Here is a 17,179-nt window from a genome sequence, read left to right as displayed (position 1 = left end):
CCTATTTGGCGAGAAAAGTCGGCCGCCCGTCGCCGCCCGCCCCGGCGCCAACGGCGAGCAGGTCGGTCTCCCGCTCCTGTTCGAGCATCCGGCGCAGCGGACCGTCCGCCGCGGCGAGTTCCGCGTACGGGCCGCGCTGCACGGTCCGGCCCTCCTCCAGGACGAGCACCTCGTCGACCGCGTCGAGACCGTGCAGCCGGTGGGTGATGAGGACGGTCGTACGGCCCTCGGTGGCCCGCAGCAGATCGTCGGTGAGCGCGTCGGCGGTGGCCAGGTCCAGGTGCTCGGCCGGCTCGTCGAGGACGAGGACGGGGAAGTCGGCGAGCAGGGCACGGGCGAGCGCGAGGCGCTGCCGCTGACCGCCGGAGATCCGGGAGCCGTGCTCGCCCACGAGGGTGTCGAGCCCGTCCGGAAGGCCGTCCACCCAGTCGAGCAGCCGCGCCCGGCGCAGCGCCTCGCGCAGTTCCTCGTCACTCGCTCCGGTACGGGCGAGCCGCAGGTTCTCGCGGACGGAGCTGTCGAAGAGGTGGGCGTCCTGCGCGCAGAGGCCGACGAGCCGCCGGACCGCGTCGCCGTCGAGCTCCCGGGCGGGCACGCCGCCGAGGCGGTACGTGCCGGACTCCGCGTCCAGGAAGCGGAGCAGCACCTGGGCGAGCGTGGTCTTGCCGGAGCCGGAGGTGCCGACGACGGCGACCCGGCGCCCGGCCTCCAGGGTGAGCCGGAAGTCGGCGAGCGCCGACCGCTCCTGGCCCGGGTACCGGGCGGACAACCCGGCCAGCTCCAGCGGGAACGGGCTCGCCGGGGGAGTGCCGGGCCGGGCCGGCTCGTGTACGGGAACGGGGGCGTCGAGCACCTCGAAGACCCGCTCGGCACTGTGCTTGACGCGCTGCCGGTACTGGACGGCGAGCGGCAGTCCGGTGACGGCCTCGAAGGCGGCGAGCGGGGTGAGGACGACCACGGCGAGGGCCACTCCGTCGAGCCGTCCGTCCCGTACCGCCTGGACGCCGACGACCGCGGCGGCCACGACCGTGAGCCCGCACACCAGGGCGGAGAGCCCGGCGCCGAGCGCGGTGGCGGCGGACTGCCGGGAGGCGATGCCAGTGAGGGTACGGTCGGCGGTCCGCGCCCGCTCGATACGGCTCCGCAGGGCCCCGGCCACGGTCAGCTCGGCGCAGCCGCGGAGCAGGTCGGCCACGGCGGTCGCCAGGGCGCCGCGGGCGGGGGCGAGCCGCCGTTCGGCCCGGCGGCCGAGCGCCCCGCCGGCCGCCGGCACGAGGACGCCCGCGACGAGCAGGCCCACGGCGAGGACGGCACCGGCCTCGGGCAGCAGCCAGGCGGTGAACCCGGCGGAGGCGACGCCCACGACGAGCGCGGCGCCCGCGGGGAGCAGCCAGCGGAGCCAGTAGTCCTGGAGGGCGTCGACGTCCTGGACGAGCCGGGCGAGCAGGTCCCCCCGGTGGGTGCGGCGCAGCCCGGCCGGGGCGATCCGCTCCAGGCGCCGGTAGACGGAGACCCGGAGTTCGGCGAGCATCCGGAGCACGGCGTCGTGCGAGACGAGCCGCTCGGCGTACCGGAACACGGCCCGCCCGATACCGAAGGCGCGGGTGGCGGTGACGGCCACCATCAGGTGCAGCACGGGCGGCTGCTCGGAAGCCCGCGAGATGAGCCACCCGGACACGGCCATGAGCCCCACGGCAGACCCGAGCGCCAGACTCCCCAACAACAGAGCAAGCCCCATCCGCCCCCGAAACTCCCCCACCATCCCCCGAACCCGCCCCAACACGGACCGACGGGCGACGGAGGACCCCGCGGCCCCGGTTGCGGGCTCCCCACCCACCCCGTCCGCGCCGGTTGTGGGCATCTGTTCCGCAAAGGGCGGAACGGGTGGGCACACCCCACCCGCGCCGGACCCGGCGCCCCCGTCACCCCGGCCCGCCCCGAGCGCGTCCACCAGGACAGCACCCCCGCCCCCCGGCACCCCGGCCAGGGACGGCACCCCGGCCGCCGCCAGACCGACCACCCGATCCGCGACAGCAAGCAGCGCCGGCCGATGCACAACCAACAGCACGGTCCGCCCGGCGGCCAGCCTCCGCACCGCCTCCACCACCCCCGCCTCCGTCGCCCCGTCCAACGCCGCCGTCGGCTCGTCGAGCAGCAGCAGCGGCCGATCCGCGAGGAATGCCCGGGCCAGCGCGAGCCGCTGCCGCTGCCCCGCCGAGAGCCCGGCCCCGTCCTCCCCGAGCACCGTGTCGAGCCCCCGCGGCAGCCCCGCGACGAACCCGTCCGCACCGGCGTCCCGCAGAGCGTCCCGCACCGCCTCGTCGGAGGCGTCCGGACGGGCCAGGCGGACGTTCTCGGCGATCGTCCCCGCGAAGAGGTACGGCCGCTGCGGCACCCAGGCGATCCGCGACCTCCACTCCTCCAGGTCGAGCGCGGCGAGGTCCTCGCCACCGACCCGCACGGAGCCGCCCTCCTCGGGTACCGCGAAGCCCAGCACCACGTCGAGCAGCGTCGACTTCCCGGCCCCGCTCGGCCCCACCAGGGCCACCGTCTCGCCCGGCTCGACCGTCAGCGTCGCCGCGTCGAGCGAGGGCTCGGCCCGCCCGGCATGACGTACCGTCACCCCCGCCAGCTCCAACCGGACGGAGCCCGGAACGGCAACACCCGCGCCCGCACCCCCGATCCGCCCCGGCTGCTCCAGGACCTCGAAGATCTCCTCCGCCGCCGCGAGCCCCTCCGCCGCCGCGTGGAACTGCGCTCCCACCTGCCGCAACGGCAGATACGCCTCGGGGGCCAGAATCAGGATGACGAGCCCGACGTACAGGTCGAGGTCCCCGTGGACGAGCCGCATGCCGATGGTGACGGCGACGAGCGCGACCGACAGGGTCGCGAGGAGTTCCAGGGCGAAGGAGGAGAGGAAGGCGATCCGCAGCGTGCGCATGGTCGCCCGGCGGTACTCCGAGGTGATCGAGCGGATCGACTCGGCCTGGGCCTTGGCCCGGCCGAAGATCTTGAGGGTGGGAAGCCCGGAGACCACGTCCAGGAAGTGTCCGGAGAGCCGGGAGAGCAGCTTCCACTGCCGGTCCATCCGGGCCTGGGTGTACCAGCCGATGAGGATCATGAAGAGCGGGATGAGCGGCAGGGTGACGACGATGATCGCCGCCGACACCCAGTCCTCGGTGACGATCCGCGCCAGGACCGCCACCGGCACGACCACCGCGAGGCCGAGCTGGGGCAGATAGCGGGCGAAGTAGTCGTCGAGGGCGTCCACACCCCGCGTGGCGAGGGCGATCAGGGAACCGGCCTTCTGCCCGCTCAGCCAACCCGGCCCGAGCGCGGCGGCGCGGTCGAGGAGCCGGCCGCGGAGTTCGGACTTGACCGCCGCGCTCGCCCGGTGGGCAGCGAGCTCGGTCAGCCAGGAGACCAGGCCCCGCGCCGCCGCGACGCCCGCGAGAAGGAGCAGCGGGGTGGTCAGATCGGCGACCGACTGCCCCTTCTGGAAGGCCCCGACCACGATCTCGGCGATGAACATCGCCTGGGCGATGACCAGCGCCGCCCCGACGAGGCCGAGGAACACCACCGCGATCAGGAAGACACGGGTGGCCCTGGCGTACCGGAGCAGACGCGGATCGATCGGTTTCACGTGAAACATGCTCCCTGAGAAGAGCCGACTACGGACCGACTAGTGGGCGTGGGCGTCGGCGATGTGCTGCGTACCGATCCGCTTGCGGAACACCCAGTAGGTCCAGCTCTGGTAGAGCAGCACCAGCGGGGTCGCGATCGCCGCGCACCAGGTCATGATCTTGAGCGTGTACGGGCTCGACGACGCGTTCGTCACGGTGAGGCTCCACGCGGGGTCGAGCGAAGACGGCATGACGTCCGGGAAGAGCGCGAGGAAGAGCATCGCCACGGCGGCCGCGATGGTCACGCCCGAGAGCGCGAACGACCAGCCCTCCCGGCCCACCTTGATCGCGCCGATCGCGCCGACCAGGGCCACCACGGCGATCGCCATCGCCCCGAGGCTCCAGCTGTCCCCGGTGTGGACCTGGGTCCAGACCAGGAAGCCCAGCGCGAGCACCGCCGTGACCAGACCCAGCTTGAGCGCGAGCGCCCTCGCCCGGACCCGGATGTCACCGACCGTCTTGAGCGAGGCGAAGACCGCGCCGTGGAAGGTGAAGAGGGTGAGCGTGACCAGGCCGCCGAGGAGCGCGTACGGGTTGAGCAGCTCCCAGAAGCCGCCGACGTACTCCATGTCGGCGTCGATCTTCACGCCCCTGACGATGTTGCCGAAGGCCACACCCCAGAGGAACGCGGGGAGCAGCGAGGTCCAGAAGATGGCCTGCTCCCAGTTGCGCTGCCAGTTCTCCTCGGGCCGCTTCGCCCGGTACTCGAAGGCGACGCCCCGGATGATCAGGCAGATCAGGATGATCAGCAGCGGCAGGTAGAAGCCGGAGAAGAGGGTCGCGTACCACTCGGGGAACGCGGCGAAGGTCGCGCCGCCGGCGGTGAGCAGCCACACCTCGTTGCCGTCCCAGACGGGTCCGATGGTGTTGATGAGGACCCGCTTCTCGACCCGGTCGCGGGCGAGCAGCTTGGTCAGGACTCCGATCCCGAAGTCGAAGCCTTCGAGGAAGAAGTAGCCGATCCAGAGGACGGCGATGAGTACGAACCAGACGTCGTGGAGTTCCATGCCTCGATCTCCTCAGCCTCAGTACGAGAAGGCCATGGGGCGGTCGGGGTCTCGCGAGTCCCCGCCGATCTTGGTGGGCGGGTTGAGGTCGTCCTCGGTGAGTTCGGGCGGGCCCGCCTTGATGTACTTGACGAGCAGCTTGACCTCGATCACCGCGAGGATCGCGTAGAGGGTGGTGAAGAGGATCATCGAGGTGAGTACCTCGCCCTGGGAGACGCCGGGGGAGACCGCGTCCCGGGTGCGCAGCACGCCGTAGACGACCCAGGGCTGGCGGCCCATCTCGGTGAAGATCCAGCCCCAGGAGTTGGCGATGAGCGGGAAGGCCGTGGTCCAGAGGGCGATGATCCAGTACCACCTGCCCAGGCGGGGGCTGAGCGCCTTCCGCTTGAACAGGACCAGGTTCGGCACCTCGTCCTCACCGGTCCTCAGGCCCGGCGCCAGCATGAACTTCTTCCGGGTCAGCCAGAGGCCGATCATCCCGATGGTCAGCGAGGCCATGCCGAAGCCGATCATCCAGCGGAAGCCCCAGTAGGCGACGGGGATGTTGGGCCGGTAGTCGCCGGGCCCGAACTTCTCCTGCTCGGACTTGTTGATGTCGTTGATGCCGGGGACGTACGAGTCGAAGTCGCCGTTGGCGAGGTAGGACAGGATCCCGGGGACCTCGACGGCGACCTTGTTGTGGCCCTTCTCGACGTCGCCGTAGGCGAAGATCGAGAACGGCGCGGGCGCCTCGCCGTCCCAGAGCGCCTCGGCGGCGGCCATCTTCATCGGCTGCTGCTTGAACATGACCTTGCCGAGCAGGTCACCGCTGATGGCGGTGCCGAGGCCGGCGATGATCAGGGTGATCAGGCCGACCCGCAGCGAGGTCCGCATCACCGGTATGTGCTTCCCGCGCGCCAGGTGGAAGGCGGAGATGCCGGCCATGAACGCGCCGCCGACCAGGAAGGCCGCCGTCATGGTGTGGAAGAACTGGGTGACGGCGGTGTTCTGGGTGAGCACCTGCCAGAAGTCCGTGAGCTCCGCCCGGCCGCGCTCCTCGTTGATGCGGTAGCCCACCGGGTGCTGCATCCAGGAGTTGGCCGCGAGGATGAAGTACGCGGAGAGGATGGTGCCGATCGACACCATCCACATGCAGGCGAGGTGGATGCGCTTCGGCAGCTTGTCCCAGCCGAAGATCCACAGACCGATGAAGGTCGACTCGAAGAAGAAGGCTATGAGCGCCTCGAAGGCGAGCGGCGCGCCGAAGATGTCACCGACGAACCGGGAGTAGTCGGACCAGTTCATGCCGAACTGGAACTCCTGCACGATGCCGGTGACGACACCCATGGCGATGTTGATCAGGAAGAGCTTGCCCCAGAACTTCGTCGCCCTGAGGTACTTCTCGTTCTCCGTCCGCACCCAGGCCGTCTGGAGCCCGGCGGTGAGCGCGGCGAGGGAGATCGTCAGGGGGACGAAGAGGAAGTGGTAGACGGTGGTGATGCCGAACTGCCAGCGCGCCAACGTCTCTGGCGCCAGAGCGAGGTCCACGTCGTTCTCTCCTTACATCGCCGCGATCACATCGGCAGTTCGCCCCGTCAATCCCACCCGTAACGGGAGGAACCGGGAGCGCTTGTGAACGCGTTCACATTCACAAGCTATTATGGCTCATACGAAATCCGTATCGTCAACCGGGGCCCCCTAGAACCGGACAGGGCCGCAAACCGGTACATATGCACGCGAAGGCCCCCACGAGCGGAGCGCTCGCGGGGGCCTGGGCCAGAAGGTGGGACAGCCGGGTCAGCTCTCCCTGCGGAAGCCCTCCGCCGCCTTCAGGAACAGGTCGTTCGCCTCGGTCTCACCGATCGTGACGCGCACGCCCTCGCCCGCGAACGGCCGGACCATCACCCCGTGCCGCTCGCACTCCGCCGCGAACTCCAGGGTGCGCTCGCCGAGCCGCAGCCAGACGAAGTTGGCCTGGGTGTCCGGCACGGTCCAGCCCTGGGCCTCGAGCCCCGCGCGCACGCGGTCGCGCTCGCACACCAGCGAGCCGACCCGCCCGAGCAGCTCGTCCTCGGCCCGCAGCGAGGCCACCGCGGCGTCCTGCGCCAGCTGGCTCACCCCGAACGGCACCGCGGTCTTGCGCAGCGCCGCCGCCACCGGCTCATGGGCGACGGCGAAGCCGACCCGCAGCCCCGCCAGGCCGTACGCCTTGGAGAAGGTACGGAGCACGGCGACGTTCGGACGGTCGCGGTACAGCTCGATGCCGTCGGGGATCTCGGCATCGCGCACGAACTCGCGGTACGCCTCGTCGATCACCACGAGCACGTCGGAGGGCACCCGGTCGAGGAAGCGCTCCAGCTCGGCCCGGCGCACCGCGGTGCCGGTGGGGTTGTTGGGGTTGCAGACGAAGATCAGCCGGGTCCGGTCGGTGATCGCCTCGGCCATCGCGTCGAGGTCGTGCACCTCGCCCTCGGTCAGCGGCACCTGCACCGAGGTGGCCCCGCTGATCTGCGTGATGATCGGGTACGCCTCGAAGGAACGCCAGGCGTAGATCACCTCGTCGCCCGGGCCGGAGGTCGCCTGGAGCAGCGACTGGGCGACGCCGACCGAACCGGTGCCCGTGGCCAGGTGCGAGACGGGCACGCCGAAGCGGTCGGCCAGCTCCTCCGTCAGACCCGTGCAGGCCATGTCGGGGTAGCGGTTGAAGTTCGCGGCGGCGGCCAGTGTGCTCTCCATGACCCCCGGCAGCGGCGGGTACGGATTCTCGTTGGAGGACAGCTTGAAGGCCACGGGGCCGCCCGCGGCCGCCGGCCTGCCCGGCTTGTAGGTGGGGACGCCGTCCAGCTCGGCGCGCAGCTTCGGGCTGCCCGTACTCGTCCCGCTGGTCTCGCTCACTGTGTGGCCTCCTCGACCGTCCGTACCGCCAATACTCCTCACCTTAAGAGGATTCACCCCCGCTGCGAATGGCCTGCGGACAACAGGAGGGACACGCTGGGGACACGGCCCCGGAGCGGCCCGGAGCAGGGGGGAGCGCGGACCGGGGTGGCGCGCGCTGGTGGCGAGCGCCGTGGCGCGCATCCCCCGTAGAGGTGAGTTGAGACCTCTTCGAGACCTCGCCCCCACGCCAGGCCTACGCCGTTCGACAACCACAGGTCCCATGCCAAGGACCCCAACTACCTGTGATTCCATGCCAATTGACTACTCATGACCATGCAGAAACGTGCCTGTCAACGCTTGCATATGCGACCGTCTCAACCGCCCCTCGTCGCCCTACTATCGGCTCGCCATGACAGCAGCAGGGAAGCACCAGGTGAGCCGGGCACAGACCCGGGGAAGCCGGCAGGGCCGGGCGGGCATCCGGGACGTGGCCGCCGCCGCCGGGGTCTCCATCACGACTGTCTCCGACGCGCTCAACGGCAAGGGCCGACTCCCCGACGCCACCCGCCGTCACGTGCGCGAGGTCGCCGACCGGCTGGGCTACCGCCCGTCCGCGGCGGCCCGCACGCTCCGCACCGGGAAGTCGGGACTCATCGGCCTGACCGTGACCACGTACGGGGATGAACCTTTCACCTTCACCGAATTCGCGTACTTCGCGGAGATGGCCAGAGCAGCCACATCGGCCGCGCTCGCCCGGGGCTACGCCCTGGTCATCCTCCCCGCCACCTCCCGCCATGACGTCTGGTCGAACGTCGCCCTCGACGGCACCGTCGTCATCGACCCCTCCGACCACGACCCGGTCGTCACCGAACTGGTCCGCCAGGGCCTGCCCGTCGTCTCCGACGGACGCCCCGCCGGCACCCTTCCGGTCACCGCCTGGGTCGACAACGACCACGAAACCGCCGTCCTCGACCTGCTCGACCACCTCGCCGACGCCGGCGCCCGCCGCATCGGCCTCCTCACCGGAACCACCACCGACACCTACACCCGCCTGTCCACCACCGCCTACCTCAACTGGTGCGAGCGAGTGGGCCAGGACCCCGTCTACGAGGCCTATCCGGCGCACGACCCGTGCGCGGGCGCCGTCGCGGCCGACCGGCTGCTCGCCCGACCGGACCGGCCCGACGCCGTCTACGGCCTCTTCGACCCCAACGGAACCGACCTCCTCGCGGCCGCGCGCCGCTACGGACTGCGCGTCCCGGACGACCTGCTGCTGGTCTGCTGCAGCGAGTCGACCGTCTACGCCACCACCGAACCGCCCATCACGACCCTCTCGCTCAAGCCGCGCCGCATCGGCACGGCCGTCGTCCAACTCCTCATCGACGCCATCGAGGGAACCGACGCCGACGGCCCGGTCGAACAGGTGATACCGACCGAACTCATCGTCCGCACCTCCTCGCAGCGCCGTCCGCCCCGCACGACGGTCAGCCCGCCGCGCTCACCCGCGAAGGACTGAAATCCGCCCCACCGAAGCCGCCGTCCCCGCCCCTGCCCGTGGGCAGGGACGGCGAAACCGGCCACCGAACCGGCCCCAACCCTGGACTCGACCTTCTCAATTCGGGCGAAACAACCGGTGAACCCGGAGTGGACCCGGATTCACCACCCCTGGTGCGTCACACAGGAGGAAGCTCATTCCTATGATGGGCGCACGACATCGTGGACCACCCCGACCAGGCCGGGCCGCGATGTGCAGGGCATCGCGACGGTGGTGGAGGGGTCCATGACTCAGGGGGCCGGGCAGGAGCCCGTGGTGCGCACGGCGACATTGCGTGACTTCCGCGTACCGCCGTACGCCCGGGTGCCCGTACAGGGCCATGTCACCGAACCGACGCCGGCGGAGCCCCGGCCGACCTCCGCGGCGCCGCAACCGGCGCCCGCACCGGCCGGGAGCCCACCCGCGCCCGCGCCCATGCCCGCCGAGCCGACGCTCCACCTGGGACGCCGTACCGCACCCGCGTACGGCGCCACGGCCGGTTCCTCGATCGTCTCCGTCGCCACCGGCCACCCGGGCAACGGCTACCCGGACGACGCGATGCCCGAGGGCTACACGCCGACCGAGCGCGACCTCCCGGTCATCAACCGCGGCGACACCCTCCAGGTCCCGGTCGCCCCCGAGACCGCCCCCGCCACCGAGCCCGCGCCCGCGAACGGCGAAGGACCCGGCCCGCTCTTCGTCGTCGGTGACGTCCACGGCTACCTCGACGAGCTCGTCGGGGCCCTCCACGCCCAGGGCCTCATCGACGAGAACGGCAGCTGGGCCGCGGGCAACGCCCGCCTCTGGTTCCTCGGCGACTTCACCGACCGCGGCCCCGACGGCATCGGCGTCATCGACCTCGTGATGCGGCTCTCCGCCGAGGCCGCCGCCGCCGGCGGCTACTGCAAGGCCCTCATGGGCAACCACGAGCTGCTGCTCATCGGCGCCAAGCGCTTCGGCGACACCCCGGTGAACTCCGGCGCGGGCACCGCCACCTTCCAGGCCGCCTGGCTGCTCAACGGCGGTCAGAAGCACGACATGGACCGGCTCCAGGACGTCCACCTCCAGTGGATGTCCCGGCTCGACGCCGTGGTGCGCGAGGACGACCACCTCCTCCTGCACTCCGACACCACCGCGTACCTCGAATACGGCGAGACCATCGAGGACGTCAACGACACGGTCCACGACATCCTCAACCGGAACGACGCCGACGAGGTCTGGGACGTCTTCCGCAAGTTCACCAAGCGCTTCGCCTTCCGCGACGAAGGCGGCCCCCAGGCCGTCCAGGAGCTGCTCTCCACCTACGGCGGCCACCGGATCGTCCACGGCCACAGCCCCATCCCGTACCTCCTCGGCCAGGTCGGCACGGAGGACGGCGAGGGCAACTCCGGCCCGGTCGTCGACGGACCGCACGTCTACGCGGACGGTCTGGCGATCGCCATGGACGGCGGAGTGACCATGGCCGGAAAGCTACTGGTCGTCCAACTCCCCCTGGACCGCTGAGGCATAACCCTGCGCATCCGGGGAAGGCGAATTCCGGAAACTCCCTGTCAGCGCGTGGCACCCCGGCCCTACCATCGGGTCCATCCGTAGCAGGCTCTCCTCCGTTTCCGCCCGACCCACCGTGTCCCACGGCTGATCCGGGCCTACGGAGCATCGGGGGATGCACATGAACGTGGCTCCGCACCTGCTGACCGAGGACCGCGCCGAGTACGAGCGGATCCTCGACGAGGCACTGAGCACCGCCCACGCACGCCCGGACCTCCCCGGAGCCGGGACCCGCCTCACGCTGGCGCAGCTGCGCGCCATGACGCTGAACGCGACGGCGCTGGTCACCAGCGCGGCGGCGAGCGAGTACGACCACTTCGTGAAGGTCCGCGAGGCGAACCGCGCCGCGCTCGGGGCCCGGTCACCGGAACCGGCCGACCGGGCCGGTCCCGGCGCGGGCGTCGTCGCGATCTTCACCGTCCTGGTGCCCGTACTCTCCGGGTCGGCCGCCGCCGTACTCCTGCTGGTCGGCGCGGTCCTACGGGCCATCGCCCCCACCCTGGCCTTCGGCGCGACGCTCCTCACGGCCGGCCTGGTCTTCGGCACCCTGGCCGCGGCCGGCCTGCTCTGCGCGGCCGCCGGACTCCTCATGACGGCCCTGCGCAACAGCCCGGCCGCGAGCGCCCCACCCGACGACGAGCTGACCCGCGCCCGGGCGGCCTGGCGCCTGGCCCTCCTGGAGCGGGGCATCCTCCCCTTCCTCCGCGACGCCCTGGCCGCCACCGGCCCACCCACCGCCGGCCCGCCGGCACCGCCCCACCCCTGACACGCCACCGGCCCGCGACTCCCCCGGGGTCGCGGGCCGGTCATGCGCCGGTGCGGGTCAGTCCGCCATGGGTCAGTCCGCCAGCGGCAGGTAGACGCGGTTGCCGCTCGCGGCGAACTCCTTGGACTTCTCCGCCATCCCGGCCTCGATCTCCTGCTGCGTACCGCCGTGCTCACGGCGGATGTCCTGCGAGATCTTCATCGAGCAGAACTTCGGACCGCACATCGAGCAGAAGTGCGCGGTCTTCGCGGGCTCCGCCGGCAGCGTCTCGTCGTGGAACTCGCGTGCGGTGACCGGGTCGAGCGCCAGGTTGAACTGGTCCTCCCAGCGGAACTCGAACCGCGCGTCCGACAGCGCGTCGTCCCACTCCTGCGCGCCCGGGTGCCCCTTGGCGAGGTCCGCCGCGTGGGCCGCGATCTTGTACGTGATGACGCCCGTCTTCACGTCGTCCCTGTTCGGCAGGCCCAGGTGCTCCTTGGGCGTGACGTAGCAGAGCATCGCCGTGCCCCACCAGGCGATCATCGCCGCGCCGATGCCCGAGGTGATGTGGTCGTAGGCGGGCGCGACGTCCGTCGTCAGCGGGCCGAGCGTGTAGAACGGCGCCTCCTCGCAGATCTCCTGCTGGAGGTCGATGTTCTCCTTGATCTTGTGCATCGGGACGTGCCCGGGGCCCTCGATCATCGTCTGGACGTTGTGCCGCTTGGCGATCGTGTTCAGCTCGCCGAGCGTGCGCAGCTCCGCGAACTGCGCCTCGTCGTTGGCGTCGGCGATCGAGCCGGGACGCAGTCCGTCGCCGAGCGAGTACGTGACGTCGTACGCCGCCAGGATCTCGCAGAGCTCCTCGAAGTTCGTGTAGAGGAAGTTCTCCTCGTGGTGCGCGAGACACCAGGCGGCCATGATCGAGCCGCCGCGCGAGACGATGCCGGTCTTGCGGCGCGCGGTGAGCGGCACGTACGGCAGGAGTACGCCGGCGTGCACGGTCATGTAGTCCACGCCCTGCTCGGCCTGCTCGATGACCGTGTCCTTGTAGATCTCCCAGGTCAGGTCCTCGGCCCTGCCGTCGACCTTCTCCAGGGCCTGGTAGAGCGGCACGGTGCCGATCGGCACGGGGGAGTTGCGCAGCACCCATTCGCGGGTGGTGTGGATGTTGCGGCCGGTGGACAGGTCCATGACCGTGTCGGCGCCCCACTTGGTCGCCCAGGTCATCTTCTCCACCTCCTCCTCGATGGAGGAGGTGACGGCGGAGTTGCCGATGTTGGCGTTGACCTTCACCAGGAACCGCTTGCCGATGACCATCGGCTCGATCTCGGGGTGGTTGACGTTCGCCGGGAGCACCGCGCGGCCTGCGGCGATCTCCTCCCGTACGACCTCGGGGGAGACGTTCTCCCGGATCGCCACGTACTCCATCTCCGGGGTGATCTCGCCCCGGCGGGCGTACGCGAGCTGCGTCACCGCCTGGCCGTCGCGGCCCCGGCGCGGCAGGCGCGGGCGACCGGGGAAGACGGCGTCGAGGTTCTTGAGCCCGCCCCCGCGCGGCGAGGTGTGCTTGATGCCGTCGTCCTCGGGGCGGACCGGGCGGCCCGCGTACTCCTCGGTGTCGCCGCGCGTGATGATCCAGTTCTCCCGCAGCGGCGGAAGGCCCCGGCGTACGTCGGTGTCGACGGTGGGGTCGGTGTACGGGCCGGACGTGTCGTACAGCGTGACGTCCTTGCCGTTGGTGAGGTGCACCTGACGGACCGGCACCCGCAGGTCGGGGCGCGAGCCCTGGACGTACCCCTTGTGCCAGCCCGGCGTGCGTTCGCCGTCGACAGAGGTGCCGTCCTGGTCGGAGGCAGGCGTGCGTGCGTCCTGAATGGTCATGAGACCGATCTCCCTACGCCGGCATTACCCGGTAACAGGTTCGGCGGTCGGCGCAGCCTCTTCCCGTACGTGCGTACGGTGATCAGCGCCCTCTCAGCCCGGTGCTCCGAGCTCCCGCGTGTGCAAAGGTGCCACCACGCTAGCGTCATCCCTGGCGTGCTGAACAGTGGGCCCCCGTCGTTCTTGCGATGATCGGTCGGTGACTTCCCCCGAGCAGACTCCCGAGCCGCACGGCCACGACCACGGTCCAGGCCCCTCCCACGGGCACGGCCAGGGGCACGGCCACAGCCACAGCCACGGCCCCGCCGCCCCGGTCTCCCGGCACCTGCGCAAGGTCATCGCCGCGGTCCTGATCCCCTTCGCCACCGCTGTCGTGGTGGGTCTCGTTTGGCTGTGGCCGGGCGGCGCCCCGGCGCACGAGCGCACCGGCGTCGGCTTCGACCGGCAGACCGAGCAGGGCACGGTCGTCTCCGTCGAGCAGGTCGACTGCAAGGACGTGAACGCCGCGCAGGTCCCGCCGACCGGCGACACCTCCACCCCGGAGGGGCGCGAGGCCGTCGAATCCCAGCAGGGGCAGTGCGAGAAGGCGACCGTCGAGGTGACCAGCGGCCCGGAGAAGGGGCGGACGTTCACCGAGATCGTGCAGCCGGACGCACCACGCCAACTGCACGAGGGGCAGGGGGTGGTGGTGGCGTACGCCCCCGACGCCCCACGCGACCTGCAGTACTCGGTGACCGATGTGAACCGGAAGCTCCCGATGGCGCTGCTCGCCGGGATCTTCGCCCTCGCGGTCGTGGTCGTCGGCCGGCTGCGGGGCCTGATGGCGCTCGTGGCGCTCGCGGTGAGCTTCCTCGTGCTGACGTTCTTCATCCTGCCGGCGATCCTGCAGGGGTCGAATCCGCTGGTCGTGGCGGTGGTCGGGTCGAGCGCGATCATGCTGCTCGCGCTCTACATGTGCCACGGCCTCTCGGCCCGCACCTCGGTCGCGGTGCTCGGGACGCTGATCTCCCTGCTGCTGATCGGCCTGCTCGGCTCGCTCTTCATCGGTTGGGCCTCGCTGAGCGGCAACACCGACGACAACACCGGCCTGATCCACGGTCTGTACCCGAACATCGACATGTCCGGTCTGCTCCTGGCCGGGGTCATCATCGGTTCGCTCGGCGTGCTCGACGACGTGACGGTCACCCAGACGTCGGCCGTCTGGGAGCTGCACCAGGCCGATCCGGGCATGGGTCCGCGCGCGCTGTACCGGGCCGGGATCCGGATCGGCCGCGACCACATCGCCTCGGTCGTGAACACGCTGGTGCTCGCCTACGCGGGTGCCGCCCTCCCGCTGCTGCTGCTCTTCTCGATCGCGCAGAGCAGCATGGGGACGGTGGCCAACAGCGAGCTGGTCGCCGAGGAGATCGTACGGACCCTGGTGGGATCGATCGGCCTGGTCGCATCGGTGCCGGTCACCACGGCGCTCGCGGCCCTGGTGGTCTCCGCCGACCGACCGGCTTCCGGGGGTTCCCGACCCGCGGCGGTACGGGGCGGACGGCGCCGCCGCGCCAAGTGAGGCGTGCGAGCCGGGCCGCCTGAGGCGTACGAGGGGGTGCGCGCCGGCTCAGGCGGCCGGCCCCGCGCTCTCCTCGGCCAGGATCCGGCCCAGCGCGGCCTCCAGGTTGTCCTCGAAGTCGCCGAGTGTCCGTTCCTGACCGAGCGGGACCAGCTTGTCCGTACGGTCGAGGAAGGCGACCAGCGGTGGCGCGCTCGCGCGGAACAGCGCGCGGTCGCCGCCGACCTGGAGCCGGATGGAGACGTCCGAGAGTCCCTCGGGCTCGGTCGGGGCGATGTGCACATCACCGTCCCCGCTCGGCCGGTTGATCCCGTCGAGCAGCAGTTCTCTGCCGAACGCCCAGGTCACGGGAGCGTCCCCGGGAAGGTGGAAGGTCATCCGCACCGCGTAGGGATCCCGGGTCTCATATCGGAGTTCGACCGGGATCCTGAAGGAGAGCTCCTCGGAGACGAGGAAGCTCATCAGGACTTCGGCCTGAACGGACTCTCGCATCGTGTACCCCGCAGTAGATGAAGCAGTTGTGTGAACACCGCTGCTGAAAGCTGTGACCGAAACGGCCAGGAATGATCCCCCGTGGCCCTCTTGACGCAATCGTGCTGGAAGCGCTAGCAGATCACAAGGAGTGATTTTTCAGATACTGATAGAGAAAGCGAGTGAACTGAAGAGCCTTCCGATCTCGTTACGTAGCCGCTCGATCGCTGGCAGCAACCGTTCTTCCTGGTGAAGGGGGAGGGAAATGGCCATCGCGGCCGCCGCGGAGCCCGCGGTGATGGGGATCGCGGCACAGACCGTGCCGAGCGCATATTCCTGACGCTCTACCAGGGGTTCCATTCGCCCCAAACCGTCCAAACGCTCCAAAAGCACACGGTGGTTACGCACCGTGAACGGAGTGATGGCCTCCACCGGATGGCGGTCGAGGTGGTCTTGACGGGACTTCGGATCGAGTTGGCTCAGCAGGCACTGCCCGATCGCATGGGCGTGGGCGGTCTGCCGGAAGTCGGCCCATTCCTCCACGGCGGGGGCGGAGGGGGTGTCGGCGACGGCGACGAGCTCGATCTCCCCCTCGCGGTAGAGGGCGAAGTAGACCGGCACACCGATCTCGTCCCGCCAGCGGGCAAGGGAGTCTTCGATCTTGATGCGACGATTCTGCACAGCTTCGCCGCCGGCCAGTCGGACGGCGGCCTCACCCAGCACGAACACACCCTTCTCACGGCGCAGATAGCCCTCGTGCGTCAGGGTGCGGAGCAGGTGGTACGTGGTGGGCAGCGGGAGGCCCGTCTCACGGGCGAGCTGTTTGGCCGGCGCGCCGCCCTCGTGGGAGGACACGGCCTCCAGAAGTCTCAGCGCCCGCTGCACCGAGCCGATCAGGGTAGGCGCAGCTGTCTGCGTAGCCGTGGCCAAAGGTCACCCCCAGGCGTGTCGACGGATGCAGTGCATCCGCCCGCGGGGGCCGCCCCCGCGCGCCCGCCGGGCCTGGGAAACCGCTGGTCAGTACGGAGGTCTACGCCTGTAGTCCCCAACGCGGCGGAGAGATTCCACCATAGTGGCAGCCCTCGGGCCCCCGCCCCGATTCGACCGGCGCGTTCCCCCGGCCGGGCTAATACCCTCCGTCGCCTTCATACCGATGAGTAGCTTGTGCTACCACTCCTCACGGGAGCGGTCGGAGGAGCTGAACTTCCGGACGACGTAGATCAGTCCGGCGACGAGGGCCACGAAGAGCAGCACTTTGAAGAGCAGTCCGACCACGACGGCGAGGACGCTGGTGATCAGCCCGCCGAAGACGAGCAGGGCGAGCGCCGGTATGGCGAGCCACTTCACCCACCAGGGCATCCCCGCGAGAATCTCCTGTACGGCCATCGTCCTACCTCGCTCTCGAAGTCCGTCCGGCACACTCCGCGCCGAACACCCTCAAGGCTAGGGGCCGGGAGAGGCCCATGGGGGCGCCGAGGCCCCCGCTCTCCCCTGATCCGACCCCTAGGGGGTGGCGTGCCGGACGGGGTCTCAGCTCTCCGGCGGGGAGAAGACCACCATCACCCGCAGGTCCTCGCTGATGTGGTGGAACTTGTGCTCCACCCCGGCCGGCACATAGACCACGCTGCCGCGCGCCACCTGGGTCGTCTCCGTCCCGACCGTGATCGCCGCCCGGCCGCTCACGACGAAGTACACCTCGTCCTGGCGGTGCGGCTGCTGGGGGTCGAGCTCTCCCGCGTCCAGCGCGTACAGGCCCACCGACATGTTCCGCTCCCGCAGGAACTGGAGGTACGCACCCTTGTTCGCGGCACGCTCCGCCTCCAGTTCTTCCAGTCGGAATGCCTTCATCGCCCGCTGCCCCTGCCCTTGGCCCGATCCTGTCTGCCACGATCAGAC

13 protein-coding genes are annotated in these 17,179 nt (G+C 70.6%); 4 read left to right on the top strand and 9 right to left on the bottom strand.

Annotation, left to right across the window (positions count from 1 at the left end; all coding sequences use genetic code 11):
• Window position 1: 1 nt before the first annotated feature.
• From cydD to hisC, 4 genes are all read right to left on the bottom strand, one after another.
• Window positions 2-3,652 carry a thiol reductant ABC exporter subunit CydD gene (gene cydD, locus ABT034_RS04235; RefSeq protein ID WP_351211048.1) on the bottom strand — a complete coding sequence of 1,217 codons (3,651 nt, stop codon included), beginning with the start codon at window positions 3,650-3,652 and terminating at the stop codon, window positions 2-4.
• Window positions 3,653-3,682: 30 nt separating this feature from the next.
• The gene (gene cydB / locus ABT034_RS04230; RefSeq protein WP_351211046.1) at window positions 3,683-4,690 is read right to left on the bottom strand and encodes a cytochrome d ubiquinol oxidase subunit II; all 1,008 of its coding nucleotides are present in this window, start codon (window positions 4,688-4,690) and stop codon (window positions 3,683-3,685) included.
• Window positions 4,691-4,708: 18 nt separating this feature from the next.
• Entirely contained in the window at window positions 4,709-6,217 is a 1,509-nt protein-coding gene (locus ABT034_RS04225; protein ID WP_351211044.1) for a cytochrome ubiquinol oxidase subunit I, read from the bottom strand.
• A gap of 249 nt (window positions 6,218-6,466) precedes the next feature.
• Window positions 6,467-7,564: a histidinol-phosphate transaminase gene (hisC, locus tag ABT034_RS04220; protein ID WP_351211042.1), complete on the bottom strand. Its 1,098-nt coding sequence runs from the start codon at window positions 7,562-7,564 to the stop codon at window positions 6,467-6,469.
• Between the two features lie 391 nt (window positions 7,565-7,955).
• Between hisC and ABT034_RS04215 the strand changes: the two genes are divergently transcribed.
• From ABT034_RS04215 to ABT034_RS04205, 3 genes are all read left to right on the top strand, one after another.
• Window positions 7,956-9,062: a LacI family DNA-binding transcriptional regulator gene (locus ABT034_RS04215; RefSeq protein WP_351211040.1), complete on the top strand. Its 1,107-nt coding sequence runs from the start codon at window positions 7,956-7,958 to the stop codon at window positions 9,060-9,062.
• A 264-nt stretch (window positions 9,063-9,326) separates the two neighbouring features.
• Window positions 9,327-10,583, top strand: coding sequence for a metallophosphoesterase (locus ABT034_RS04210; RefSeq protein WP_502972794.1), 1,257 nt, complete (start codon window positions 9,327-9,329; stop codon window positions 10,581-10,583).
• Window positions 10,584-10,743: 160 nt separating this feature from the next.
• Window positions 10,744-11,394 carry a hypothetical protein gene (locus ABT034_RS04205; RefSeq protein ID WP_351211038.1) on the top strand — a complete coding sequence of 217 codons (651 nt, stop codon included), beginning with the start codon at window positions 10,744-10,746 and terminating at the stop codon, window positions 11,392-11,394.
• A 72-nt stretch (window positions 11,395-11,466) separates the two neighbouring features.
• On the opposite strand, the gene thiC is transcribed toward ABT034_RS04205, so the two are convergent.
• Window positions 11,467-13,254 (bottom strand): phosphomethylpyrimidine synthase ThiC, encoded by a 1,788-nt coding sequence (thiC, locus tag ABT034_RS04200; RefSeq protein ID WP_351211036.1) that lies wholly within the window; start codon window positions 13,252-13,254, stop codon window positions 11,467-11,469.
• Window positions 13,255-13,453: 199 nt separating this feature from the next.
• Between thiC and ABT034_RS04195 the strand changes: the two genes are divergently transcribed.
• Window positions 13,454-14,812, top strand: coding sequence for a YibE/F family protein (locus ABT034_RS04195; RefSeq protein WP_351211034.1), 1,359 nt, complete (start codon window positions 13,454-13,456; stop codon window positions 14,810-14,812).
• Window positions 14,813-14,860: 48 nt separating this feature from the next.
• Here the strand turns inward: ABT034_RS04195 and ABT034_RS04190 are convergent, their stop codons facing one another.
• The 4 genes from ABT034_RS04190 to ABT034_RS04175 all read right to left on the bottom strand — a co-directional run bounded on the left by ABT034_RS04190 (window position 14,861) and on the right by ABT034_RS04175 (window position 17,131).
• The gene (locus ABT034_RS04190; protein ID WP_073811732.1) at window positions 14,861-15,304 is read right to left on the bottom strand and encodes an SsgA family sporulation/cell division regulator; all 444 of its coding nucleotides are present in this window, start codon (window positions 15,302-15,304) and stop codon (window positions 14,861-14,863) included.
• Between the two features lie 138 nt (window positions 15,305-15,442).
• On the bottom strand, window positions 15,443-16,213 hold the full coding sequence (locus tag ABT034_RS04185) for an IclR family transcriptional regulator (protein WP_351211031.1): 771 nt from the start codon (window positions 16,211-16,213) through the stop codon (window positions 15,443-15,445).
• A gap of 237 nt (window positions 16,214-16,450) precedes the next feature.
• Window positions 16,451-16,669, bottom strand: coding sequence for a DUF5326 family protein (locus ABT034_RS04180; protein ID WP_351211029.1), 219 nt, complete (start codon window positions 16,667-16,669; stop codon window positions 16,451-16,453).
• A 144-nt stretch (window positions 16,670-16,813) separates the two neighbouring features.
• Complete coding sequence (locus ABT034_RS04175; protein WP_351211027.1) at window positions 16,814-17,131, bottom strand: cupin domain-containing protein; 318 nt, start codon at window positions 17,129-17,131, stop codon at window positions 16,814-16,816.
• Window positions 17,132-17,179 lie beyond the last annotated feature (48 nt).

Source organism: Streptomyces sp. NPDC002773, from assembly GCF_040295605.1.
GTDB lineage: Bacteria > Actinomycetota > Actinomycetes > Streptomycetales > Streptomycetaceae > Streptomyces.
This window is presented reverse-complemented; position numbering and strand designations above follow the sequence as displayed.